The following is a 23,087-nucleotide window of genomic DNA, read 5'->3' on the forward strand; positions in this document are numbered from 1 at the left end:
AAGTACCTTGTACAGAAGCCTGTTTTTGGTCAAAATAGTTGGTTTCCTATGAAACACAGGACAGACATCCATGCCTCCCCTAGATGAATGGAGTACTATACAACAAACCATCTGGAGGTGTTTGTATTGGGTCGTCCTGAGTTGAAGCGAAAAAAAGGCCGTAAAAAAGATGTTTTTGTCCGTGCCTGGTTTGATAAGCTAGAAAAGAAATTTGAGGAAACGCCCCCCAAAAAAAGAGTCCGCCCGAAACGGAAATCATTGGGTAAAGACAAAGACATTATTGTCAAAAAGCAAGTGGTTCATGTGAATATTAACCATGCCGCTGAAGGTGATTCTGGAACTACAGGTGATTTAGCGCAGTTCGGGTATATTTATAATGTGAGACCCCAAGTCGTTCCGATTGAAGGGGAGGTCATTTTCGATACGAACGGCATACTTACGCCCGGTATTGCTCACCTTCCAGGGACTGCACAGATTGCTGTAGCCGATGCGGGGAAGTATGAAATTCACTTTTCAGTGTCGGGTGTAGAACCTAATCAATTCGCCATCTTTATTAATGGTGCACTGGCCGAGGGAACTGTGTACGGCTCAGGAGCCGGGACACAGCAGAACACCGGGCAAGCCATTCTCGCCCTGGCTTGCGGTGATGTTCTTACTCTGCGTAACCATAGCTCTACTGCTGCTGTTACCCTGCAAACACAGGCAGGAGGAACTCACACCAGCGTAAACGCCTCTGTCCTCATTCGAAAATTGGGATAGGCTTATGCTCCTGCAAAGATCTCGTATACTAAAAAAGGGTTTATCCATCGTACGAGGATAAACCCAAATTACTTTTAAAAGGCGATAATGATTCCTTTGTCATTGGCATACATTGAACTAATTCCCCTGGTGGGCACAATATGAATATCTTTAAATTGATAGCGATTCTTTAAGGTATTCATTAATTTTTGTGCCAGTCCTGGATTATTGCAGTGAGTAATAACGATGCTTTCTCCTTCGGTACTCCGACCACTTTTTTCAATAGTATCTGCCAACTTTTCAATGATTTGATTCTGACCACGGGCTTGAGTAAATAATGCGATGTTTCCGTCACCATCCGAACCTAAAATGGGTCTGATATGCAAGAGTGAGAGTATCTTACCAGTGATTTTATTCATCCGTCCGTTCTTGACTAAATTATCCAGGTTATCTAAAACAAAATAGGTTTTCATCTTGCTAATAAAGCTCTCAAGTGAGGAGATAATCTCGCTTTTATGATATCCTTCGTCGATCAGCTTGCGTAGTTTTAGAACTAGCAGGAGTTGTCCGGCTGACGCGCTTTTTGAATCGAATACATGAACATCCGCCCCCTCTTCCTCCGCCATATCCTTTGCTACCAATGCACAGGAATACGAACTGGACAGGTTGCTGGATAATGTAATAGCAAATGAAGTATGCACACCTTGAAAAGCTTCCTTATATAGCATAGGTGATGGGGAAGCGGAACCAATCTTGGTTGTACAGGCCTTCATCTCTTCCATAAACTGAGGCAAGTCCAATGTGTCATCATCTATAAAGCATTTTTCACCCAATGTCATGTTTAATGGAATCGTAGTTACTTGCATCTCTTCTTTAAGCTCTGTCGTTAAGTCGCAGCAACTATCTGCTATGATTTTATATCTCACCCAGTACACCCTCACATTATGTTATTTTTCATTAGAATCCGCATTCATCATATTCAAGGAAAGGTTAATTTCATTATCTCGACGTTGAGCTAAATATGATACTATGTACTATAATGAATTGCCAATGATAATAACAATGAATTATTTGTGAATTATTATGCTCGGCTGGAACTATGCTAATCTCTGTATTAGCATGTATAAGAAAGGCCAACCCGTAAATACTGGTTGGCCTGATCGTTTAAAGAACCTTCTACGCTTCTGAACGAGTATGAACTAACTTCACAGCACTGTTTGAACGGTGTCCCGTACTTGCTTCAACAATCCTTTGTAACCATCTTCATCAAGGTAGCCGATACTTCCAAGCAGCAGGTGACCGACCGATTCAATTCCAACAAAATCAAAAATCCCTGTATCTGATGTGAGCTTCAATCCTGCGGTCATACCGATTTCATCGTAGATTGCGTTGGGCGTACCATGTGTGTTCACGATAAACCCCTTTTTACCTGTTAACAGCTTATTAATCCCTTCTGCACCAGCCGTATATGCAAAGCCGTATGCAAATACACGATCAACGTATCCTTTCAGGATCGCAGGAAGACCTGTCCACCAAACGGGCGAAATAAACGTAATCGTATCGGACTGCGTGATATACTCCTGCTCTACTTTGATATCAGCCGGTGTTTGTCCAGCTCTCATTGCAGCAGTATCCTCAGGTTTTAATACCGGTTGAAAATCAAGAGCGTATAGATCACGTACAACGACTTCGTCACCTTTTTCCTTCAAGGTAGATACAACCGTTTCCAGTATCGCGTGATTAAAGCTTTCAGCGTTAGAGTGAGCGTAGATAATGAGATGTTTCATTTTAATAACCTCCAGATGTTTTATAGTTATTTTGACATTTGTATAGATATCTATACATTTACTTAAAAAAATTTAAAACCTGTTTTTTACATGCTCCAGCAGATATTCCAATTGTTTTTGTTCCTCGTCTTTAAGACCACCATAGATGGTTTCTTTTAATTTATTAGAGATCGTCTTAAATACAGGCTCCAGTTCTTTCCCCTTCTCGGTAAGATAGATCAGAGTAACTCGGCTATCCTCCCTTTCTTTTTTTCTTTCTACATACCCCAACTTTACTAGCTTGTCGATCAAAACAGTGACAGTGGGCTGCTGACGAGCAATTTTTTGCGTCAATTCCTTAATCGAAAGTCCATCCGTTTGATACAGGAACATCAGTATTCCACCATGAGTAGGTACAATCCCTTCGACTCCATAGGATTCGAGCTCAGATACAATCAATTTATTAATCGAGTCTCTAATGGTTCCTATAAGGGCAGCTGCATTATTTTTTAACATACAAGCATTATTACATAGACATCTATATATATCAAGGTGTTTATTTAGTCTGATCTGATTTTAACGTATGAAATACTTCAAAGAACTAGATTTTAGTCTGTTATAATAAGATTAAAAATAGGTTAGGAGCTTGTTAAATGGATCAAATTTTGAAGAAAATCCAATACTTGAGCACCCAAGAAAAGAAGACGTTAGAGCAGATGGTTCTTAAATTATCCGAAGAAGTAGGAGAAACTTCTCAAGCCATGCTGTCTTATATGAATGCAAACGGAAGCGAATACAAGCAATTGAATATTTCCGATGTCAGAGAGGAATGTGCAGACGTGATTCTGGTCGCTCTTTCTTTATTTTATAAGCTAAGCAGCGACGAAGAAGAGCTTCAGCAGTTCTTAAGCAAAAAAGTGGACAAATGGGAATCTGTAATGACTTAAGCCAAAAGGCCACCATTACCCTTGCTACGTCTATGGGGTTGTCCTATCTCTGGTCTAACTATCTCTTAGCAGAAAATTCGAAGAAAGGGCTGTTCCCATTGTTCTTCGCTCATTTCCGGGACAGCCCTATTAGCATGTAACGAATAATTGCACTATTATTTAAAGAATTTTCTTAAACATCTCGATAACTTGTTCTTTACTAGGTATGAACGGATTGCCTGGAGCGCAAGCATCCTTCATAGAATTCTCGGCAAGCAGATCCAAATCCACCTCTTTTACACCCAGTTCAGAAAGTTTGGCAGGAATCCCTACTTCCTTGGACAGGTTCCTGATCCTTTGAATTACATAGTCTGCACATTCCTTATCCGTTTTCCCCTTATCCTCAAACCCGATCACCTTAGCGATGGCACGAAACTTCTCTGGAACATGCTTGGCATTCTCCTCCTCCACAATGGGCAGTAGCATGGCATTACAAACACCATGAGGCAAATCGTATACCCCGCCGAGCTGATGCGCCATAGCATGAACATAACCCAATCCGGCATTATTAAATGCAAGTCCTCCCAAGAAAATAGCATAAACCATCTGTTCTCGTGCTTCTATATCATGACCGTCGCTCACCGTACGGGCCAAATTGCTAAAAATAAGCTCTACTGCTGCTAGCGCAGTTGCATCCGTTACAGGATAGGCACCTGGAGTAACCAAAGCTTCAATGGCATGAGTCAAAGCATCTAGTCCTGTAGCTGCCGTTAATGCGGCGGGTTTGTCTACCATTAATTCAGGATCGTTGACCGAAATCGTAGCTACACTATTCTTGTCAACCATAACCATTTTGATCTTACGCTCTTCATCCGTAATGACATAATTAATCGTAATTTCAGCGGAAGTTCCTGCCGTTGTATTAATAGCTACAATCGGCAGTGATTTATGCTTGGATTTATGAACGCCCTCATATTCCGTTATATGTCCCCCGTTGGTAGCAATAATGCCGATTCCCTTGGCCGTATCCTGTGGAGACCCTCCGCCAATGGAAATTAAAAAGTCACAGCCATTTTCTTGTAGAAATTGAACGCCATCATGCACATTTTTACAGGTTGGATTAGGCTTGACCTCATCGTATACCACATAGTCCATACCTATATCATCCAGCAAGGAGGTAACCTTGCCTGCAATACCGCTCTTCATCAGAAACTTATCCGTCACAACCAGCGCTTTGTTTAAATGTAGTTCTTTTATATAGGGTCCAACTTCATGCAAACAGCCTTTTCCCATCAGATTGATAGATGGTACAAAAAATACATGTGCGCTCATAAAAATCTGCCTCCTAAGGATTCACTTTTGATCCCTCGCTAAATACAGAACTATTCCAAAGTGAAATATTTCACATTTGTAATTTTATCTTTATTTAATTTTGATGTCAATATAAAAACACAGATATAACTTTGTTTTATTTTTGTTTATATTGGTTTGTCGATTAGTCCAGTATTTGGTACACAACTAATCGGAGGCAGCTTCGTACAACTTAGATGAACACATTTACAACGAGGTGATGACAGCATGACAATGAATAAGAAAATATTGCTGGCTCTGCTGGCAGGAACACTGCTCCAGACAACTCCGTCTTACGCCAAGTCGGTGCCGCTCACTCCAGTGACAAGCGTTTATGTGGATGACCACCTGCTCCAGCTTGCTGCGCCACCACTCATGCTAAACGGGACAACACTCGTTCCCATGCGGCAGTTGTTTGAGGCGCAAGGAGCTGTGCTTTCCTGGAACAGACCCAGCAAAACCGTAACAGCAACTAAAAGCAGCACGACGCTGACCTATCGTATCGGGGAAGTCACCGCCAACTTAAACGGTAAAATGATATCCCTGAGCGTTCCCGGAAAGATTGTTGAGGGCAACACAATGATTCCATTGCGTTTTGTAAGTGAAGCACTTGGAAGCACAGTGAAGTGGGATGCCCTAACCCGGACGATCCGAATCAGCTCCAAAAAAGAGGATTTTTCCACAACGATTCTTTCCGGGGTCAACCTGCGCAGCAAACCGGATTCATCAGAAGCCTCCCCTTCGCTACGGCTTATTCCAACTGGTGAAAAGGTTCAGGTCATCCGCGAGGTCAATGCTCTCTGGCTGGAAGTGCGCACGAAAGACAACCTGACCGGATACATATCGGCAAAACCAAAATACAGCGACTATTCCAGCCCAGCCTTGGCGGAACAGCAGGGAGATGAACTGATCGCCTATGGGGAGAAATTTCTCGGCACCCCTTATGAATTCGGCGCAGCAACCGGACAGACATCGACCTTTGATTGTTCCTCTTTTGTCGGGGAAGTGTTCCGGCATACCCTCTCCATCGACCTCCCTCGTGCCTCTTACGATCAGGCTAAAGAAGGCCGGGAGGTCGGGCTGAACGAGCTGCGCAAAGGCGACCTGCTGTTCTTCAGTGCGCGTGGGCTGGAGATCGGCCATGTGGCGATCTATGCAGGGGACAACAAATTGCTGCATACTTTTTCCAAAGAACGTGGCGTTCATTTTGACACGTTTGACGATAAATGGAAGAAACGTTTTGTAACCGCGCGCAGGATGTTTTAGGACAAGCCGGATAACCTATAAATACAGGCTGTCTCATTACCACAACCAATATTTTCTGATTGCCTTTTGCCAGACGCTCCCTTGCGGTTTGCGTCTAGGCGGCAAAAGGTTTTGATTCGTTCCCATTGTTCAATACGTAATCCGATCCTCTTCGTTAACACCTTCACTCAAAATCTTGCATCTTTCCCATCAAATCTGCTTCAATAGGTTTAATAGATTGTGCAGAAAACATGAATCTCTATGCCAATTATAAATAGGAGGAATGGTTATGCAACAGAAGCGGCACGAGCTCTGCTTGGATTTGGATTTAACACACTTCATGTCCATCGTATTTATGCAACATGTCGTCCAGAAAATAAAGCTTCTGAGAAGGTTATGCAACAGATTGGAATGCAACGTGAAGGAATAATGCGAGAACACTGGTACTACAAAGGCGAGTTTCATGATTCATATTTGTACTCTATTCTTGCTGAGGAATATAAAACGATACAATTTTGATTTTAAGAGGGAACAACATGGAAACTTTTGCAGAATATTTAGCGCATAATGATAACCCGCAACATTAAACGCGAATGAAAGAGGTTTTAGCGTAGCAAACATCATTTGGCTGTTACTCCTACCCCTATGCTATAATGTGGAAAGTATGGATAGATACATATACAGGAGGATTGGAGCAGAATGATTGGGAAGTTTTTGATTTTCTCTCTATTATGGAGTTTGCTCGGCAACCCGTTTTTAGCAATGCTCGTACTCCTAATCGTGATCTATATATTGGATCGCAGCTTTGTTGGTGTATTGCCCAGCATCAGCAAACCATGGCAAAGAAGACGCAATGCAGCGCGATTGCATCAGCAGATTGTATTAAACACCAACGATGTGGCTGCCAAGTTCGAGTTGGCTCGTATTTGGATCGAAAGCAAGAAATATCATCAGGCTTTGGAACTGCTATCGGAAATACAATCCCGATATGAAGATTCAGCAGACTATTGGAATGCGCGGGGTACGGCTGAAGTACACACAAACCATCTGGAGGATGGAGAACGACATTTACTCAAAGCACTGAACATTAACCCGCGAGTACAATACGGTGAACCCTATTTGCATTTAGCTGCAGCTTTCAAGGAACGGGACGTAAATAAGTCACTACACTATCTACAGCAATTTCAGGAGATTCAGTCTTCCTCCAGCGAAGGCTATTATCTGACAGGCCTGATGTACCGTATGCTGGGACGCAAGGATGAGGCCATCGCTGCATTTAACCAATCCATTGCTGTCTATCGTTCTCTGCCGAAATATCGCAAACGAAGTGAGCGCAAGTGGGCTGCACGCAGTTTATTCCGTAAAATAATCAGCTAAACCGCATGCTGAAACGCAAAAAGAGGTTCAACATGAACAGTTAATTTGCCATGATGAACCTCTTCTTTTATTATACTTTTTTCTGGTCCAGAGCATCCTCTTTCGCTCACCGTAACGGCGCATAACCAAGCCGATTCAGCTCTTCCGCAATTACACGATAACCACGGCTGTTCGGATGTATCCGGTCCAGCGAAAGCAGTGCCCGTTCATTGCCTTCAAATGCGGGGTAAATATTTGCTACCCGGTAATTGGGTCCGCCCAATGTATAGAGAAACGAGTTGTATTGACGCACGTATACTCCCGCCTCTCTCACCCCTGGAAAAGGATTATACAATCCTACCATTCGGATGATAAATGGCTCACGCTGACCGAGCTTGATTTGATACAGGGCATGTACAATTTGGCGCACATGTTCTTTGGTGTGATTCAGCGCTTGTGGAATGGAAGAACCCGACAAGCCTCGGCTTCCAGCAAGTGAACTGATATATGGACGCAGATCATTCCCGCCGATCGTCACCGTTATGAGTTCAGCCCGGCTGATCGCCGACCGAAAAAACGAATTGTTGCGAACCATGGACAGCAGCTCCTGCGACGTCAATCCGTTGATTCCCAAATTCTCGTAACTGACTGGTGCGCGGAGATATCTTTCCGCCATTCGCTGATAGACAGGTACAAAGCCGCCACCCAGCAACGTCCCTGCACCTGTCGTTAAAGAATCTCCTATCGCTGTGTAGTGATACGCCAATGAAACCCACCTCCCTCCGACATAACATATATTATGTAGAAAAAAGGAAGCGGGACCCGGAGATTCGCTTATTCTTCGTCTATTTCATATACACAATGGAATTGCCCACCATCTGGCAAATCCTCCGATCCATAGACAGCAAAGCCCACGTTGCGGAAAAAATCTGCCCCCTCTGCATCCGTATCCACCGTAAGGCGCTTCGGGCTACGTTCCTTAATAAGCGTGAGCAACATCCCTCTGCCATAGCCTCTATGACGATTTTCAGGTAATACAGCCAGGTGATGGAGCACGATCGTTTCATCCTCACGCTCCTCAAAACCGACAACACCTACAATAAGTCCTTCATCTTCCACACCGAACAAATTCCATTCATCCGAGGATTGATAAGCACGCAAAGCAGCCTCCCCGCGTTCAGGATGATCTAGCACGGCGTAGGTAAGCAGCTCAAGCACCTCCTCACGATCTGAATCTGGTTTTATATTTTTAAACATCGTTAGTCGTCTCTCCCTATCATCTAAAATGAGGTTATACTTTAATTCTCCATAATAAGCAATGGCCAGTTATCTAACCATTGTTTCTCAAATACACGCTGGCGAAAAGCCGTAGTGTGACGGAACAAGGGGCTTTGACGTACCCGCATATCCAGCAAATCTTTCAATCCATACGGACAAATGACCTCCACTTGATCCTTGGCATTCAATCGAATGGCTACAGCTGTGGCCGTCTCTGGCCAGCGGCTCATCGCATCCTCTATCGAAGAATACGGAGCTTCCCCGTTGTGAATATGCATCCGCGCTTGATTTTTGACAGACCAGTTGCTTCCTGCCTGTTTACGATTCAAGGAGTGCTCCAGAAACTCATCTCGTTCCTCTAGCGTATTTTTGGGGTCAAAATAAATTACATCGATATCGTTTAGAGGCGTGGCCGTTGTATAGCCATGAAGCTTGTCCCACACACGATTGCGTACATAGCCTGCGGCTATACAGCCTTGCGGAAGCTTCAACTCGCGCACATAGCTCAAGTCTTCCAAGACCTGTGGATCATTCATATACTGTATAATTCGTAGCACATCTTCTTCCGACTGCATCCTGTACTCAGCCCCTTTTTTATGATGACAGCTGCTGCACGGAATCTCCTTCCTGGGCCGCAAACCGAGTTGTACGTTGCGCCAGACGGCGGCGTGCGACTAGCAGGAACGGAATCCCAATCACAACCGACAGTGAAACCGGACCAAAAACGGCAAGCGGTGCCGTTTGACCGTAAATATCCAGCAACCAGCCACCAAATAAAGGAGCCAGTACACTGCCCAAATTATTAAAGCCGATCGTACCAAAGTAGGTCCCTTTATATTGAGCATCAGCAATTTGATCAATCAGTACGTCTAGCATCGTGAATAATAACACTTCACCTACTGTAAACAGCACCATATCCAGTATAAACATCCAGCCTGAATTTAACATACCGCACAGCAGCAGGCTGACTGCAATACATATATTCCCTGCTATTAAGGAATTCACTGGAGAAAAGCGGCTTGCCAACCGCACCAGCGGATACTGAAAAGCCAAGACGCAAACCGCGTTGACCGTTAGCATATATGTAAACCACCGGGTACCTTCCTCAAAGGACAATGATAAAAATTGAGGCATCGTCGAATTGGAATGGGCATAGCCCATTACGCAGAATACGGTTCCCAGCAGAATCGGCATAAATATGGGATCTCGACTAGCGGTTCGGAACGCTTCGCCCATCCGCAGCGGAGCCTCTCCCGCTGTTGTGCCGATATGCAGATCCGATGCATACCGAGTAAACTGGATCAACAGCAGTACCCCGTATAGAGCATAGACACCAGCGGCTACCATGAACGGCGTACCTGTAGACGCCGATCCTAACATCAAACCAAGCAGTGGCCCTGCTACCACACCAACATTAATCGCCGCATATCTCATGTTGTAGACGAGCAATCTTTTCTCCTTGGGGGTTACATCTGATAATAGCGCCCGCGAAGTTGGCTCAAATAAAGATCTGCACAGTCCATTCAGAGCATTAATGACAAAAAAGGCCCAAGCCACTTCTGCCAACGCAAAAGCGACGAATACAAGCGCCCAACTCGCGATGGATACCAGCATCACCTTACGCCGTCCGATCCGGTCTGAAATATATCCACCGTAAAAACTGGCAAAAATGCCAACCAGCGAGCTGACCGACACGATCACCCCTGTATGAAAGGGGGACACCCCTAGATGAGTGGTCAGGTAAATAGATAAAAACGGAATACTCATAGAGGTCGCCATCCGACCAAAAATGGTACCCGCTATAATTGTCCAGGCCAGCGGGTGAATGGAACGCAGCTGTTCTTTCATATATTTAACTTAGATCCTCCTTCTAGGTGCAAGTGCAAGTCTAACAAAGGGGAAGCATCAGTCTAGCACTGGTGAATATAACGTTCCAGTTCTACACACGTTGCCTGATAGACGGACTGGAGCGCAGACAACTTCACATGTGCATTCCCAAGTCGGTTCTCCCGTGCAAGCTGTTCAATATCAGACAGCAACTTGGACAAACGTCCGACCCCCAGACTCACGCTGCCTGATTTCAGCTCATGAGCAGCCTCTACTACTTTTATGGTTTCGCCTGCAGCAACCAGTTCTATTAACTTGTTGATTTTGGCAGGTGTATCACTGGTATACATTTCGACCAATGACTCTAGTAATCCCGTGCTGCCATCCTCGTCCAGCAGCATAATTTCACGAATAACATCCTCATTCAAAATAGGCTCAGACTCCGGCGTGGGGAGCCATTTAACCAGCTTTTCTGTGAGATTTTCAATCGTCACTGGCTTTATCAAGTAATCGTTCACTCCAGCTTCCCGCCCACGGGCCTGGTCTTCTCCAGACCCATTTCCGGTCAACGAAATGATCGGCACGGGCGGCTGCTGATTTTCTGCTTCCCACTGACGAATTGCCTTCGCCGCATCGTGACCATTTAGCAGAGGCATGTGATGATCCATTAGAATACAGGCGTAGGATCGTTCCGCAGCCGCTCTAACTGCGGCTTGTCCATCCTCCACAAAGTCAATACGCTGGAACCCAAGATGGTTGAGCTGTGATTGCACCACTTGACGATTCACCCGATTATCCTCAGCCACCAAAATAGCTTGAGAATGACTATGCTCACGAAGCAACTCGCTGTGTGCCGTCAATTCACCATTTTCATGTTCCTCTATTTCGTCTGCCTGTCCTGAAGCCTTCCTGAAGGGAATTTCAAACCAGAACGTGGAGCCTTGGCCTTCTTCGCTGACGACCCCAATCTCTCCCTGCATAAGTTTCACAAATGAGCTGCATATCCACAGGCCCAGTCCCGTTCCTCCATATTGGGAAGCGCTGCTTTCACCGGCTTGCACATAAGGCTGAAACAGCTTGTCCTGATCCTCCGGTGAAATCCCGATGCCCGAATCCTGTACTTCAAAACGAACACGTTGAGCATCTGCTGTTTCCTCAACCAATTTTGTTCGAACAACAAGGTTCCCTTCGCTCGTAAACTTATTCGCATTGTTCAACAGATTAAGCAAGATCTGCATGATCCTTGCCGAATCTCCTTCGAGATGCTCTGCCACGCCAGGATCAGTCTCTATACTCAAACGATTGCCCATCTGATAGATTTGCGGCTCCAACAGCTGAGCAACGTGGCTCATAATCGCCTGGACTCTGACATTTCCGATCTCCAGTTCCATCTGTCCTGCTTCTACTTTGGATATATCGAGCAAATTATTAATCATGTTTAAGAGCAGACAAGCAGACTCACGTATTACATTGATGGCCTGCCGTTGCTCTGGAGACAGTTTGGATGAACCTAACACTTCGATCATCCCCAGGATTCCGTTCATTGGCGTTCTGAATTCATGACTAACCACGGCTAGAAAAGTACTCTTCAGATCATTAGCCCGTATCGCTTCTTCCTTTGTCCGCTTTAATTCCGCATTGCTTTTGGCAAGCTGACGCTGCAGATTGACCAGCTCGTTGTTCATCGCTGAAAATTCATTCAGCAGCTTTTCTTCCTCAGCTTTGCTTTTCACAACCTCGTCCGTTAATTGTTCGACCGTTCTCCGCAGGACAGCCATTTCTGCTGCCGGTTCCTTCATATTAAAAGGCCCCCTTTACAAAATGACTTACGGGTTGCCAACACTAACATTATCTCTTAAGTGAAAAGTAGGTCCTCTGTTACCTCCAGCGCTTCCTCTGCACCCGGTGCGTATCCGTCCGCTCCCACTTCCTGCCATAATTGTGGATCGAGATTAAAAGGCAGACCACCGACCATAATTTTCACATGCCTAGTAGTTGTATCTTGGCGGATAACAGCAATCAACTTTTTCACCAGATGGACATGGTAAGCCATGGTGGCTGAGATAGCCACCACATCTGCTTTGTAACTCACAATAGCTTGAAGCAGACTCCTGTCAGGTACATTAGCCCCTAAATAGTACGTATCCCATCCATCCATCTCGAATATATCAGCTAACATACGCAGACCTATTTCGTGCTGCTCGCTGCCTACACACGCTGCTACGAGACTGCGCCCCTTATTTCCAGTACCTATCCATCTGGGATACAAGCTGGAAATAATAAACTGAGTCGCGGCAGTACAAAAATGTTCCTGACCAACCGTGATTTTGCCTTCATGCCACAAACGGCCTATTTCGTATTGCGAGATTTGAAAAATATATTTGTAAGTATGTTGAATAGATGTACCTTCATCAAGCAATCGGACGATTCCTTCCAAAGCTTGCCTGCGATTACCTGAGAGTAGATATTCCAAATACTGAGTCACATCTGCAGCATAGGGATTATCATCTTTAATAAAAGAGGCATACTCCTCTTTCTTCCCAATTTGTTGTATCCCCAATTCCAGATGCATCAGCACTGTCGTTTTATCCGAGTGATGGAAGTGCTCTACCACGGTCTCCCGAATTAATTGGAAATTGATGATTAAATCTTCTCGGGTTATGCCGAACCCTTCTAGAAGTCTCTTTAACCAGGCAACATAATACGTAAATAAAATAGGACTGTTCATAATTACACTTTCAGCTAAATAGTTCAAACTATATATAGAGTCCTGTTTTGTTTTTATTTTACCGTTGTCCCCAAAGCGCTCCAAAAGATCCGGCTGTAATTCGTATTGTTTATGGGTAACTAATTCAGCCAAATTTCCGGCTTGCATCAATAGCGACTCACCTGCGGTGTATTGCTGTATACTCATGTACAGCTCCTTCCCCGGCAAGGTATTTGTATTCGAACAGCTTCTAGGGGGATGCCTCAGATCGAGACTATTAGACAATTATACCTGATTTGCGTCCCTACTGCCCAAAATAAGACAAAAAAATAAAATACCGAAAAGTCGGTATTTTATCTCAAAGCTGATTTAATCAGATATGCAACCCTTATGATCCGTTACTCTTCTGTCCCTCAGCTGTTAGCCCAAGCTTTTTTAGCAGATGAATAGCCTGCTCCTTCTCTTCCACAGATAAGCCATCCACAGTCTCCATAATAACACGATGATGCTGCGGGAATATTTGTTCAAAGAAATGACGTCCTTCGTCAGTCAATTCTGCATAAATTACACGCCGATCATCTTGTGACGCACGGCGGGTAAGCAAGTTTTTTTTCTGGAGCTTATCTACCACATACGTAATATTCCCACTGGAGATCAGTACCTTTTCTCCAATTTTCTGCAAAGGCTGGGGTCCGCGATAATACAGCAAGTCCAGCACACCAAATTCAGTTGTATTTAATCCATGACTATGAATGTCCCGATTCGTGCGAGACGTGACCGAATTATACGCACGAGCCAGGACAACAAACAAGTTCAGCGCTAAGTCCTGATCATCTGGTTTTACAGACATATTAACAGCCTCCGTTACTCATATCTTTATTCAAAGATATCTTAATTGCATGCTTTTGTCAAGTTTGAGCACTTTTTTCCCGCTCTTACGGTCGGTGTTGAAGGAATTACCATCTAGTATGCAAAAGTTGTAGTTGATTATGTAAAAAAGGCCTGCTCTCAACCAGTTATTAAGCACTGATTGCGAGAGCAAGGCGATTATGATGCATTCCCTCATTTCTTACGTAAAAATACGTAGGCAACACGTCCGCATAATACTCCCAGTACATTCAGTATGATGTCATCCACATCCGCTGTACCTGCACCCAGCAGCATCTGGGTTACTTCGAGAATGACCAGTGCGATCAGCACTACTAATAGCATTCTGCCTACCCTGCGCATAGGCACCCAAATGATGGGCAGAAGAATACCGAAGGGAATGAACACACCAATATTCCCAAGCAAATTAACACCCCATACCCGAAAAGGGGAAAAATGCATTGCCCGCCAGTATCGGCCGATCGTCTCCAATGGAACCATATTATATGAATACGGAGGTCCTGGCCGTAACGTACGACCAAAACCGAGAAACATCCAATATAATAGAAGCCCTGTATACAATATCAATAACACGAATGCCACATTATAAAACAAACGGTTACCTGACATTATTTGTTCCGGATGTCAATTTGTCCATTCGCTCGCGCGATAATGACTTGGTCCGCCATGTTAATGAACAGTCCATTATCGACTACACCCGGAATGTGGTTCAAGCGAATTTCCAGCTCGTGCGGGTTCTCGATCGTACCGTAGCGACAATCGGCAATATAATTACCGTTATCCGTAAGATAGCGCTCGCCGTCTTTCATACGCCAATCCGCTTTACAGCCTGTCTGCCGCAAAGCCTCCAACGTCCATTCACTGGCAAAAGGCACCACCTCGACTGGCAAAGGGAATGCTCCTAGCACCTTCACATCCTTGGACTCATCCACAATAATAATTAATCGGTCGGTATTGCTTTCCACAATTTTCTCTCTCAGCAGAGCCCCGCCTCCACCTTTCACCAATACCAGCTGCTCATTCACCTCGTCCGCACCGTCAATGGTAACGTCAAGCCTTCCAATCTGATCAAATGGTATGATGGGAATCCCTAGCTCCCTGGCCTGATCCTCCGAGGCTTGGGATGTAGCTACAGCCTGTATATGTAATCCTTGTGCCACACGCTCTCCGATTTTTTGAATAGCCCAATAGGCTGTCGAGCCTGTACCAAGTCCTACTTTCATGCCATCCTGAATCGCTTCCACTGCTTTCTCAGCCGCTTTTTGCTTCAAATTCATTATCATCTCTCCCGCTATATAGGCTAGTGTTGATCATCATCTATTTTATATGAGAACGCTTTATAAAGACAGAGACAGCTTTTTACCATAACAAAGACTATTTTCATCATGTTCATACTCCCCAAAGCGTTCGATAGGTTCGTATCCCTGCTTGGTATACAAAGCAATCGCTTCAGGTTGAGCCGCTCCGGTCTCTAGTTTAATCCTTATAATCCCCCGTTTACTGGCTTCCTCCTCCAGGAAAGATAATAAGCTAACTGCAATTCCTTGTCGGCGATAAGAGGAATCGACATAAAATCGCTTAAGCTCCATCTCTTCCGCATCTATAGGCCTAAGCCCTCCGCAAGCAACCGGCTTTTCATCTACATACACAACAGCGAAAACCATATTTTTAACTTTTGGATTGGAAAAATCCACCAAGTAAATTTGGTCGGCAGGATACCTTTCCAGCAGGTCTTCATCCAGCCTATGAATCAAATCATGCAGATCCGCATGATCGCTCTCAACCTTTAAAATTGTAAGCTTGGACACTTTTCTCATCCCTCTTCTCTATACATAGATACATGGACTCAATTCGCGAACAATTCCCGAAAACCGCGATAAATCAAGCATTTGCAGCATCAAATATGAAAAATGTCCCAAATTCATAAGTGCATTTGACTCTATTATAAAGTATGATGGTTTCTGTTGAATAGTTGCTTATGGACTGAAATGAACTCGAATTTCAAGCGTGAGTATAAACTGGAAAATACTGAAATACACACAGCGTTTATCTATTAAAAATTAATTTTTTATTGTGCTAGGTATTCATTTCAAGAGCTTTTCGTACGACATATATATAGGGATATATTACTTGTCCGCAAAAGACTTAAGACCTATTACAAAAAAATCAAGGGTCAATTATCTCTATTTATTGTGTTTGTAAGGGGGACTTGATTATCTCATTCGATAAGCGGTTCAACACCATATACAAAAATACTACCAGGGAGTGGAACATTTTGAAAAAGTGGAGTGGCTTATCATTCTTCACCAAAAACTTATTATTATCCTTCTTCAATATCGTACTGATCGGGCTAGTCCTAATTGTGTCTAGCTATTTGATCCAACGTACGATTTTGATTGACCAATTGCATGGGCAAGTGGAAAAAATCACATTGAAGTGGGCACAAGGCATTAATTCCGATGAAGTATCACAGGCAGTTCAAGAAAAAAATTATGATGGACCCATTCAAACCAAGCTCCGTACCTATCTTGATAACATCATGGCGACAAACCCGAATATCTCTCACGCCTATATTTTCGGAACAGAGCTGGAAAATGGCAATCAGACATCCATTATTGCCATGCCAACAGACCTGAGAGAATCCTTTGAAAAAGACAAGATGGGTGTCGGCGCTATGTACGAGCAACCCAATGTTGTGGCTGTAGGTGTAACAAGTATGCTGGACTCCGGCAAACCTACATTCACCAGCTTCTATGATGACACTTTTGGCACATGGACAACTTTGATGACACCGATTAAAGATCCTAGCGGCAAAATCTTTGCTTATTTTGCTGTCGATGCTGATGCTGGTGCTGTTCCTGCCGGATTGACCAAGCTGCTTATTAGCGGGGCTACTATTTTGGTGATTTTCCTACTGATCTGCCTGGCACTTCAATATTGGGTAGTGAAACGCACGCTGTCTCCGATTAAGCAACTGATGTACGGTATCAGTGAAGTCAGCAGAGGGAATCTGGATGTGCAAATTCATGCTGGCCAGGATGATTTGGGGCGCGTAAATCAGAACTTCAACGATATGGTAAGCCATGTTAACAGCATCATGACCAAAGTGAAGCAGACAACGGACGAAGTCAATGAATCTGCGAAGGAATTACTCGCAATCTGCGAGCAAAACGGAATCAATTCCAACATCATCAACCAGAATATCAATGAAATTACGGATAATATCCGTTCACAGGAAAAAGCCACAGGCGATAGTGCACGAGCTATGGCTGAAATGGCATCGGTCATCCAAAATATTGCAGCCAGTTCTTCCAATGTGGCTGAAGAAGCCAATTCGGTAGAGAAGCGTTCTAATGAAGGTAACGAGATCGTAAGCAAGGTATCGTCCCAAATGCATTTGATTACCGATTCAGTAACGAATACTTCCCGTATCATCAAGTTGCTCGACAGCCGTTCACAGGAAATTGGCAATATCATTAGCACTATTTCAGGTATTTCCAGTCAGACGAACCTGCTCGCTCTGAACGCTTCTATTGAAGCTGCGCGTGTCGGTGAAGAAGGTAAAGGCTTTGCCGTTGTAGCCAGTGAAGTACGCAAGCTGGCAGAACAATCTGCGGAGGCAACGAAACAAATTACGTCTTTGATTGAAGAAATTCAAAGTGAAATCGGACAAGCAGTGAAGTCGATGGAGCAAGGAAACGTTGAAGTTCAAAACGGGATCGTCGTTGCTGGACAAGCAGGCGCGTTGTTCAATGATATTCTCCAAGCCACTAAAAATGTAGCATGGCAAATCCAAGAAGTATCCAGTGCTACGGAGGAAATTTCTGCAGGGACACAGGAAATGACTGCGACAGCAGACGATCTTTCCTCCACTGTAACCAAAACAGCCAACAATAGTGTTCACATTATGCAAACAGTAGAGGAACAAAAAGCTTCTTTGGATTCTATTATTGAATCATCGCATAAGCTGACAACCATGTCTGAAGAGCTTCAAGAGATTACTTCTTATTTCAAAATTGCAGACACAAACCGTACCAAATCATAATATCCATTTATCGATTTTAATGCTTATTTTATAAGTTGTTCGGTAATGCCTCCCTCCTGTTCATCCATTTGAAGGGATCGGAGGCATTTACTAAATTCCCATGTAATTTAGATACCCAAACATTCAGGAGGTTAGCGTAATGGCATCATTACTTCAAAACAGCACACAAACAGCTCCATCCCCATTCCTAGTTCCCTTGGATTTTGCACGTATACAGCGCAAGCATACATTCTCTACTTATCAGGTAGAGTTAGAAGCGTCCATCTCGGAACAATTGAATCAACAAGAATCTGCGGAGAACAGACAAGCCGTGCTCTTATCGGCGTATACTGCATGGTTATATCGTCTATCTGCTGAGGAAGAAGTTTCTTTCTCTACTTTTGTGCCTCGATCGGGCCTGCTTACAGCATCGCTGACAGTTGAAAAAGAAACAACTTTTCATGATCTGGCAAGCTTATTTCAGGGGATGCTGCGTGAGCCTAATGCGTTCCTGGCAGAACCGCAAGCTGATACATCATTTTCATCAACACTACCTACAGACAATGGTGTAGAATCCCGTATTATGGACTGGGCTGTTAATGAAAGCAATGGCACTTTTCAAATCCAGATTCGATATGACCAATCACTCTTACTGGAAACAACGGTTGTTCGATACACAGAATACTTTGTAACCCTTCTGCGTGGTGCGCTAAACAACAGCCATGCACTTGTCAATTCCATTGACATATTATCGGATGCAGACCGCGCTGCTCACGAAGCTTTAAATAATACAGCTGTAGAATATCCTGAGCATCAGACGATTCATGGAATGTTTGAAGAAGTAGCTTCTCAATATCCTGATCGTCCAGCTATTGCCTCCCATGCTGGGGAGTATACGTACCGTGAATTGAACGAGCGTGCTAACCAAGTCGCACGTGTTTTGTTATCCAAAGGTCTTGCCAAAGGCGAATTCGTAACCATCTTCATGGAACGAAGCTTGGAGACCGTTATTTCGCTGCTCGGCATCCTGAAAGCCGGAGGCGTGTACGTTCCTGTTGATCCCGCTCACCCCGCTGACCGGAGCAGCTATATTGTCGAAGACACGCGTTCTCCTTTTGTCTTAACAACTTCCGCACTCACCCAACAAGCGGCTGAACTATGCGGGTCCATTGAAACCGTAAAAGAAATATTAGCTATTGACGGGCCACTGGCAGGTTATGCAGCCAGCAATCCAAACGTTGATGTAAGTCCGGATGATCTAGCTTATGTCATCTATACGTCCGGTTCTACAGGCAAACCAAAAGGTGCCCTGATCGCTCACCGCGGTGTTGTTAACCTAGGAGCTGTCGTGCAACGCGATTGTGACATTACACCTCAGGATGTATTGACCCAATTCGCCACCTATAGCTTCGATGCTTCGGTGTGGGATACGATTGGAGCCTTGTTTTATGGTGCAAAATTGTACTTGCTGTCTTCCGAAGAGCGCGTATCTGTCGAAGAATTCGCCGAAGCCATCGAACGTACGGGCACGACGATTATTACCATTTTGCCAACCGTATTCTTTAATCAGTTATCTACGTACTTATCAGACGAAGGTTATCGCAAACTCGCAAATGTTCGAATTGTGACTGTGGCAGGCGAAGCGCTGTATGGCTCGCAAGTTCGGGCGTTCCAAAGCAAATTCGGTACAGATACAGACATCGTAAACGTATACGGACCAACCGAATGCACCGTAGCTACAACGACCCATCGAGTCCGTGGTGCCGTACCTGAGCATGTCGTTAATATCCCGATCGGCAAGCCGATTTACAACTATAAAGTGTATATCGTTAACGACGATAACAAGCTCTGTCCTGTCAATATTCCAGGCGAAGTATGCATTGCTACGCCTGCGTTGGCCCACGGCTATCTTCATCAGCCGGAGCGTACAGCCCAATCATTTGTGGACAATCCTTTTGTCCCAGGTGAGAAAATGTACCGTTCAGGTGATATTGCCAAGCTGCTGCCAGATGGTACGATTGAATACGTAAGCCGGAAGGATTCGCAGCTCAAAATTCGGGGAAATCGGATTGAAATAGGAGAAATTGAAGATCATTTCTCCAAACATCCAGGTGTTCAAGACGTAGCAGTTGTCGCCGTCAAGGATCACACAGATCAGAACATGTTAGTTGGCTATTTCACCACTTCGGATGGACAGTCCATTCCACAGGACGTTATTCAGTCTTATATTGGAGGCAAGCTGCCTTCCTATTTTGTACCGACCCATGTCATTCATCTGGAAGCTATGCCTATTTCACCAACGGGCAAGATCGATCGTAAAAAGTTGGCCCTGCGGCCACTTCCTGAAGTGTCTGATCTTACGTCCGGCGGAGAACCTCTCAGCGAAGGAACTGAAACACTCATTGCCGAAGCATGGACACAAGTGCTTGGTAAACATAACATTGGCGCCACCGATGATTTCTTCCTGATCGGAGGCGATTCGCTTCGTGTCATTCATGTACTAGCTATTCTGAAGCCGCGTTATGGCGCGCTGCGTATTGGAGACTTCTTCCGTTACAAGACCGTTCGTGAGCTTGCTGAATATGTCGAGCAATTAGGAACAGAACAAGCGCCGCAGCGCAAGTCACTCGCGTTTTCTAAGGAAAAAACGGATTTGAATGAACATCCTATTGAGTTGCCTGGTGCTTCAGATTTAGCTGAAATCCGCGACTTGCGCGTGATTTTGTTGACCGGAGCCACAGGATATCTGGGTTCACACATCCTGTATGACCTGCTCCACCGGACAGAAGCCAAAGTATACGCCATGGTACGTCCTTCTCAGAGCGGTCCGTCTGGCTTAGAGCGTATTCAATCCGTATTGACAGGATATTTTGGTCAAGATATCTCCAGCTTGATGGAAGGACGGGTAAAGGCTGTCTATGGAGATCTGGAACAAGCAGATCTGGGTCTCTCTTCTGTCGATCGCCATATGCTGGAACAACATATCGATGGTATCATTCATAGCGCTGCTGACGTTCGCCATTTTGGTGATTCGGCAACCTTCGATCGCACGAATGTGACCGGAACATTGGAACTGCTAAAAATCGCTCAAGCCAAGCCAGGAGTCTCCTTCCACCATGTTTCCACTATGGGGATACCGGAGGATCTTGCAAACGAAGGAAAATGGGAATCGACATTGGAACTCTCTGCCTTCCCAGAAGAACTGAACGTGGACAATCTGTACACGAACAGTAAACTCGCAGCGGAGAAGCTATTGTTCCAGGCAGCTCAAGCAGGTACGCCTGTCTCGATCTACCGTGCGGGCAATTTGACAGCCCATTCGGCCAACGGACGCTTCCAGCGTAATATCGACAGCAATGCTTATTATCGTATGATGAAGGCGATGCTGCTGCTGGGCAAAGCGCCACAAGCCGATTGGCATACGGACTTCACACCGATTGATTACGCTAGCCGTGCTATCGTAGAACTGTCCGTCAAGCAAAAAAGTGCGAACCGCATTTTCCACATCTGTAATCCGAACCCACTGCCATATGATGAACTGATCGCTATGGTAAACCAGCTCGGTTACGCAGTAGAAACCCTGCCTTTTGACGATTACAGTGCTTGGCTGCTGAATCCGTCTTCTGGCATTCAGGAAGATGCACTCCACCTTGCGATGGGACAACTCGAAGGTGATGGTGCCAAGGATTCGGCTTACCGTTACGGCTGCTCTGTAACCAAAGCTCTGCTGGAACAAGCTGGCGTCCAGTGTCCGGTAACCGACCTGGAGTTTATTCGCAATATGATCCAGCATGCCGTCGAGATCGGTTACTTCCCGGCCTCATCTTCGGTATCTGCACCAGCGACACAGAGGTAACAAAGTTGTGATATTTCCCCCGCGTGTTTTCGGTATGATAAACTAGATTTTGCTAGTTTCATATTTCGTATAAGCCTCTATACTTTCAGAATTTTTTGCATGCGGGGGATGTCATTCAATGAAACACATTTTTTTAAAAAGAACACTGTTAATCATGAGCTTGCTAGCTATCTTAGGGATTTTGGTGTATGAAGCACGTACCATATATCACACACCTATAGTCAAAGGAACTCATCGTACACGCACTGCTAATGCAGATCGACTGGTACGTCACTTATTCTCACTGACGCCTACACCAGATAAGGTATATTACCAAAACAAAGTAATTGTCCTGATGTATCATGAAGTGACCAAGATTCCACCTGATCCCGGTGCTCTCAAGCTTAGTAATTTAACGAGACAGTTGGACGAAATGAAAGCAAATGGCTTCCATTGGATCACAATGAAGGAGTATACGGACTTTATTTTACATAAAGCCAAGGTTCCTGATAATGCGGTTCTTATGACATTTGACGATGGCTATGAATCCTTTTATACGGACACTTTTCCCGTGTTGAAGAAGTATCATGTTCCGGCTACCAATTTTCTCATTACGTCCACAATCAGCAATCCTAAACATATTGGTATACCCAAGCTGACATGGGATCAAATTCATCAGATGCATGCAGAGGGCATTGATTTTTACAATCATACCAATGACGAGCATTCGTACGGATACTCCAACACCACGCGCACCAAACAAAAACCGCTTCTGATGGGTCCGGTATATTCGAAAAAGCTGGGGCGAATGGAAACCGAGGATGAGTTCAAACAGCGGATTTATAGCGATTTGGACATGGCTAATAAAAAGCTATTCAAACATCTGCACAATGATCAAAATGTACTGGCCTTTCCTTATGGGGGCTATACCAAGGAGACGTTGGAAATTTGCCGTTCCTTGGGAATTGACGTTACGTTCACGGTGAAACGAGGAATTAACTCGCCAGGGCAAACGAACGGCTATCGCGTCAATGCGGGTGGAATACACAATATTCCAGAAGTATTGGTGCAATATATGAAAGAAGGGGCTCCCCTTCGCCCACTTCCTTTTGCCCAAGGTCCTAATGAGGCATCTTGAACACAATAA

General features: G+C 44.7%; 21 protein-coding genes and 1 pseudogene. 8 read left to right on the top strand and 14 right to left on the bottom strand.

Annotated elements, in window-relative coordinates; all coding sequences use genetic code 11:
* Window positions 1-126 precede the first annotated feature (126 nt).
* Window positions 127-759 (top strand): BclA C-terminal domain-containing protein, encoded by a 633-nt coding sequence (locus ACQQ6X_RS17510; RefSeq protein WP_305166354.1) that lies wholly within the window; start codon window positions 127-129, stop codon window positions 757-759.
* Window positions 760-833: 74 nt separating this feature from the next.
* Here ACQQ6X_RS17510 and ACQQ6X_RS17515 read toward each other — a convergent pair whose 3' ends face one another.
* From ACQQ6X_RS17515 to ACQQ6X_RS17525, 3 genes are all read right to left on the bottom strand, one after another.
* A complete protein-coding gene (locus ACQQ6X_RS17515) occupies window positions 834-1,673 on the bottom strand; it encodes a DegV family protein (RefSeq protein ID WP_430493476.1) in 840 nt (279 codons plus the stop codon).
* Window positions 1,674-1,943: 270 nt separating this feature from the next.
* Window positions 1,944-2,525 carry an NAD(P)H-dependent oxidoreductase gene (locus ACQQ6X_RS17520; RefSeq protein ID WP_305166356.1) on the bottom strand — a complete coding sequence of 194 codons (582 nt, stop codon included), beginning with the start codon at window positions 2,523-2,525 and terminating at the stop codon, window positions 1,944-1,946.
* A gap of 72 nt (window positions 2,526-2,597) precedes the next feature.
* Window positions 2,598-3,020 (bottom strand): MarR family winged helix-turn-helix transcriptional regulator, encoded by a 423-nt coding sequence (locus ACQQ6X_RS17525; protein WP_305166357.1) that lies wholly within the window; start codon window positions 3,018-3,020, stop codon window positions 2,598-2,600.
* A gap of 137 nt (window positions 3,021-3,157) precedes the next feature.
* Here ACQQ6X_RS17525 and ACQQ6X_RS17530 point away from each other — a divergent pair, with 137 nt between their 5' ends.
* Window positions 3,158-3,451 carry a MazG-like family protein gene (locus ACQQ6X_RS17530; RefSeq protein WP_305166358.1) on the top strand — a complete coding sequence of 98 codons (294 nt, stop codon included), beginning with the start codon at window positions 3,158-3,160 and terminating at the stop codon, window positions 3,449-3,451.
* A gap of 159 nt (window positions 3,452-3,610) precedes the next feature.
* Here ACQQ6X_RS17530 and ACQQ6X_RS17535 read toward each other — a convergent pair whose 3' ends face one another.
* Window positions 3,611-4,762 (bottom strand): iron-containing alcohol dehydrogenase, encoded by a 1,152-nt coding sequence (locus ACQQ6X_RS17535; protein WP_305166359.1) that lies wholly within the window; start codon window positions 4,760-4,762, stop codon window positions 3,611-3,613.
* A 246-nt stretch (window positions 4,763-5,008) separates the two neighbouring features.
* On the opposite strand from ACQQ6X_RS17535, the gene ACQQ6X_RS17540 reads away from it, so the two are divergent.
* From ACQQ6X_RS17540 to ACQQ6X_RS17550, 3 genes and pseudogenes are all read left to right on the top strand, one after another.
* Complete coding sequence (locus ACQQ6X_RS17540; RefSeq protein WP_305166360.1) at window positions 5,009-6,046, top strand: stalk domain-containing protein; 1,038 nt, start codon at window positions 5,009-5,011, stop codon at window positions 6,044-6,046.
* Between the two features lie 264 nt (window positions 6,047-6,310).
* Window positions 6,311-6,544, top strand: a pseudogene (locus ACQQ6X_RS17545) (GNAT family N-acetyltransferase); the annotation flags it as partial.
* Between the two features lie 180 nt (window positions 6,545-6,724).
* A complete protein-coding gene (locus tag ACQQ6X_RS17550; protein ID WP_305166362.1) occupies window positions 6,725-7,402 on the top strand; it encodes a tetratricopeptide repeat protein in 678 nt (225 codons plus the stop codon).
* 106 nt (window positions 7,403-7,508) lie between these two features.
* Here ACQQ6X_RS17550 and ACQQ6X_RS17555 read toward each other — a convergent pair whose 3' ends face one another.
* The 10 genes from ACQQ6X_RS17555 to ACQQ6X_RS17600 form a co-directional block, all read right to left on the bottom strand.
* Window positions 7,509-8,147 (bottom strand): GDSL-type esterase/lipase family protein, encoded by a 639-nt coding sequence (locus tag ACQQ6X_RS17555; RefSeq protein WP_305166363.1) that lies wholly within the window; start codon window positions 8,145-8,147, stop codon window positions 7,509-7,511.
* Between the two features lie 68 nt (window positions 8,148-8,215).
* Window positions 8,216-8,638, bottom strand: a complete 423-nt coding sequence (locus tag ACQQ6X_RS17560) for a GNAT family N-acetyltransferase (RefSeq protein ID WP_063209064.1) — start codon at window positions 8,636-8,638, stop codon at window positions 8,216-8,218.
* Window positions 8,639-8,679: 41 nt separating this feature from the next.
* Complete coding sequence (locus ACQQ6X_RS17565; protein WP_305166364.1) at window positions 8,680-9,234, bottom strand: nucleotidyltransferase family protein; 555 nt, start codon at window positions 9,232-9,234, stop codon at window positions 8,680-8,682.
* A 19-nt stretch (window positions 9,235-9,253) separates the two neighbouring features.
* Window positions 9,254-10,507 carry an MDR family MFS transporter gene (locus ACQQ6X_RS17570; protein ID WP_305166365.1) on the bottom strand — a complete coding sequence of 418 codons (1,254 nt, stop codon included), beginning with the start codon at window positions 10,505-10,507 and terminating at the stop codon, window positions 9,254-9,256.
* A 62-nt stretch (window positions 10,508-10,569) separates the two neighbouring features.
* Window positions 10,570-12,285 (bottom strand): ATP-binding protein, encoded by a 1,716-nt coding sequence (locus ACQQ6X_RS17575; RefSeq protein ID WP_305166366.1) that lies wholly within the window; start codon window positions 12,283-12,285, stop codon window positions 10,570-10,572.
* 56 nt (window positions 12,286-12,341) lie between these two features.
* Window positions 12,342-13,400: a cobalamin B12-binding domain-containing protein gene (locus ACQQ6X_RS17580; protein WP_305166367.1), complete on the bottom strand. Its 1,059-nt coding sequence runs from the start codon at window positions 13,398-13,400 to the stop codon at window positions 12,342-12,344.
* Window positions 13,401-13,581: 181 nt separating this feature from the next.
* Window positions 13,582-14,043 (bottom strand): MarR family winged helix-turn-helix transcriptional regulator, encoded by a 462-nt coding sequence (locus tag ACQQ6X_RS17585; protein ID WP_029514766.1) that lies wholly within the window; start codon window positions 14,041-14,043, stop codon window positions 13,582-13,584.
* Window positions 14,044-14,255: 212 nt separating this feature from the next.
* Window positions 14,256-14,690 carry a VanZ family protein gene (locus tag ACQQ6X_RS17590; protein ID WP_149032715.1) on the bottom strand — a complete coding sequence of 145 codons (435 nt, stop codon included), beginning with the start codon at window positions 14,688-14,690 and terminating at the stop codon, window positions 14,256-14,258.
* Window positions 14,690-15,358: a ribose-5-phosphate isomerase RpiA gene (gene rpiA, locus ACQQ6X_RS17595; RefSeq protein WP_305166368.1), complete on the bottom strand. Its 669-nt coding sequence runs from the start codon at window positions 15,356-15,358 to the stop codon at window positions 14,690-14,692. Before rpiA ends, ACQQ6X_RS17590 begins: the two co-directional genes overlap by 1 nt.
* Before the next feature lie 60 nt (window positions 15,359-15,418).
* Complete coding sequence (locus tag ACQQ6X_RS17600) at window positions 15,419-15,889, bottom strand: GNAT family N-acetyltransferase (RefSeq protein ID WP_063209079.1); 471 nt, start codon at window positions 15,887-15,889, stop codon at window positions 15,419-15,421.
* Between the two features lie 467 nt (window positions 15,890-16,356).
* On the opposite strand from ACQQ6X_RS17600, the gene ACQQ6X_RS17605 reads away from it, so the two are divergent.
* The 3 genes from ACQQ6X_RS17605 (at window position 16,357) to ACQQ6X_RS17615 (ending at window position 23,078) form a co-directional block, all read left to right on the top strand.
* Window positions 16,357-18,126, top strand: coding sequence for a methyl-accepting chemotaxis protein (locus tag ACQQ6X_RS17605; protein ID WP_149032714.1), 1,770 nt, complete (start codon window positions 16,357-16,359; stop codon window positions 18,124-18,126).
* A gap of 139 nt (window positions 18,127-18,265) precedes the next feature.
* Entirely contained in the window at window positions 18,266-21,961 is a 3,696-nt protein-coding gene (locus ACQQ6X_RS17610; RefSeq protein ID WP_305166369.1) for a non-ribosomal peptide synthetase, read from the top strand.
* 118 nt (window positions 21,962-22,079) lie between these two features.
* Window positions 22,080-23,078 (top strand): polysaccharide deacetylase family protein, encoded by a 999-nt coding sequence (locus ACQQ6X_RS17615; RefSeq protein ID WP_305166370.1) that lies wholly within the window; start codon window positions 22,080-22,082, stop codon window positions 23,076-23,078.
* The last annotated feature ends 9 nt before the right edge of the window (window positions 23,079-23,087 follow it).

It is taken from the genome of Paenibacillus ottowii, from assembly GCF_050516475.1.
GTDB lineage: Bacteria > Bacillota > Bacilli > Paenibacillales > Paenibacillaceae > Paenibacillus > Paenibacillus ottowii.

Excerpts from the sequence above, each read along its gene's own strand:
- ACQQ6X_RS17520 (WP_305166356.1), bottom strand. The coding sequence starts at position 2,525 with ATGAAACATCTCATTATCTACGCTCACTCTAACGCTGAAAGCTTTAAT.
- ACQQ6X_RS17525 (WP_305166357.1), bottom strand. The coding sequence starts at position 3,020 with ATGTTAAAAAATAATGCAGCTGCCCTTATAGGAACCATTAGAGACTCG.
- ACQQ6X_RS17530 (WP_305166358.1), top strand. The coding sequence starts at position 3,158 with ATGGATCAAATTTTGAAGAAAATCCAATACTTGAGCACCCAAGAAAAG.
- ACQQ6X_RS17535 (WP_305166359.1), bottom strand. The coding sequence starts at position 4,762 with ATGAGCGCACATGTATTTTTTGTACCATCTATCAATCTGATGGGAAAA.
- ACQQ6X_RS17540 (WP_305166360.1), top strand. The coding sequence starts at position 5,009 with ATGACAATGAATAAGAAAATATTGCTGGCTCTGCTGGCAGGAACACTG.
- ACQQ6X_RS17550 (WP_305166362.1), top strand. The coding sequence starts at position 6,725 with ATGATTGGGAAGTTTTTGATTTTCTCTCTATTATGGAGTTTGCTCGGC.
- ACQQ6X_RS17560 (WP_063209064.1), bottom strand. The coding sequence starts at position 8,638 with ATGTTTAAAAATATAAAACCAGATTCAGATCGTGAGGAGGTGCTTGAG.
- ACQQ6X_RS17565 (WP_305166364.1), bottom strand. The coding sequence starts at position 9,234 with ATGCAGTCGGAAGAAGATGTGCTACGAATTATACAGTATATGAATGAT.
- ACQQ6X_RS17570 (WP_305166365.1), bottom strand. The coding sequence starts at position 10,507 with ATGAAAGAACAGCTGCGTTCCATTCACCCGCTGGCCTGGACAATTATA.
- ACQQ6X_RS17575 (WP_305166366.1), bottom strand. The coding sequence starts at position 12,285 with ATGAAGGAACCGGCAGCAGAAATGGCTGTCCTGCGGAGAACGGTCGAA.
- ACQQ6X_RS17580 (WP_305166367.1), bottom strand. The coding sequence starts at position 13,400 with ATGAGTATACAGCAATACACCGCAGGTGAGTCGCTATTGATGCAAGCC.
- ACQQ6X_RS17585 (WP_029514766.1), bottom strand. The coding sequence starts at position 14,043 with ATGTCTGTAAAACCAGATGATCAGGACTTAGCGCTGAACTTGTTTGTT.
- ACQQ6X_RS17590 (WP_149032715.1), bottom strand. The coding sequence starts at position 14,690 with ATGTCAGGTAACCGTTTGTTTTATAATGTGGCATTCGTGTTATTGATA.
- rpiA (WP_305166368.1), bottom strand. The coding sequence starts at position 15,358 with ATGAATTTGAAGCAAAAAGCGGCTGAGAAAGCAGTGGAAGCGATTCAG.
- ACQQ6X_RS17610 (WP_305166369.1), top strand. The coding sequence starts at position 18,266 with ATGGCATCATTACTTCAAAACAGCACACAAACAGCTCCATCCCCATTC.
- ACQQ6X_RS17615 (WP_305166370.1), top strand. The coding sequence starts at position 22,080 with ATGAAACACATTTTTTTAAAAAGAACACTGTTAATCATGAGCTTGCTA.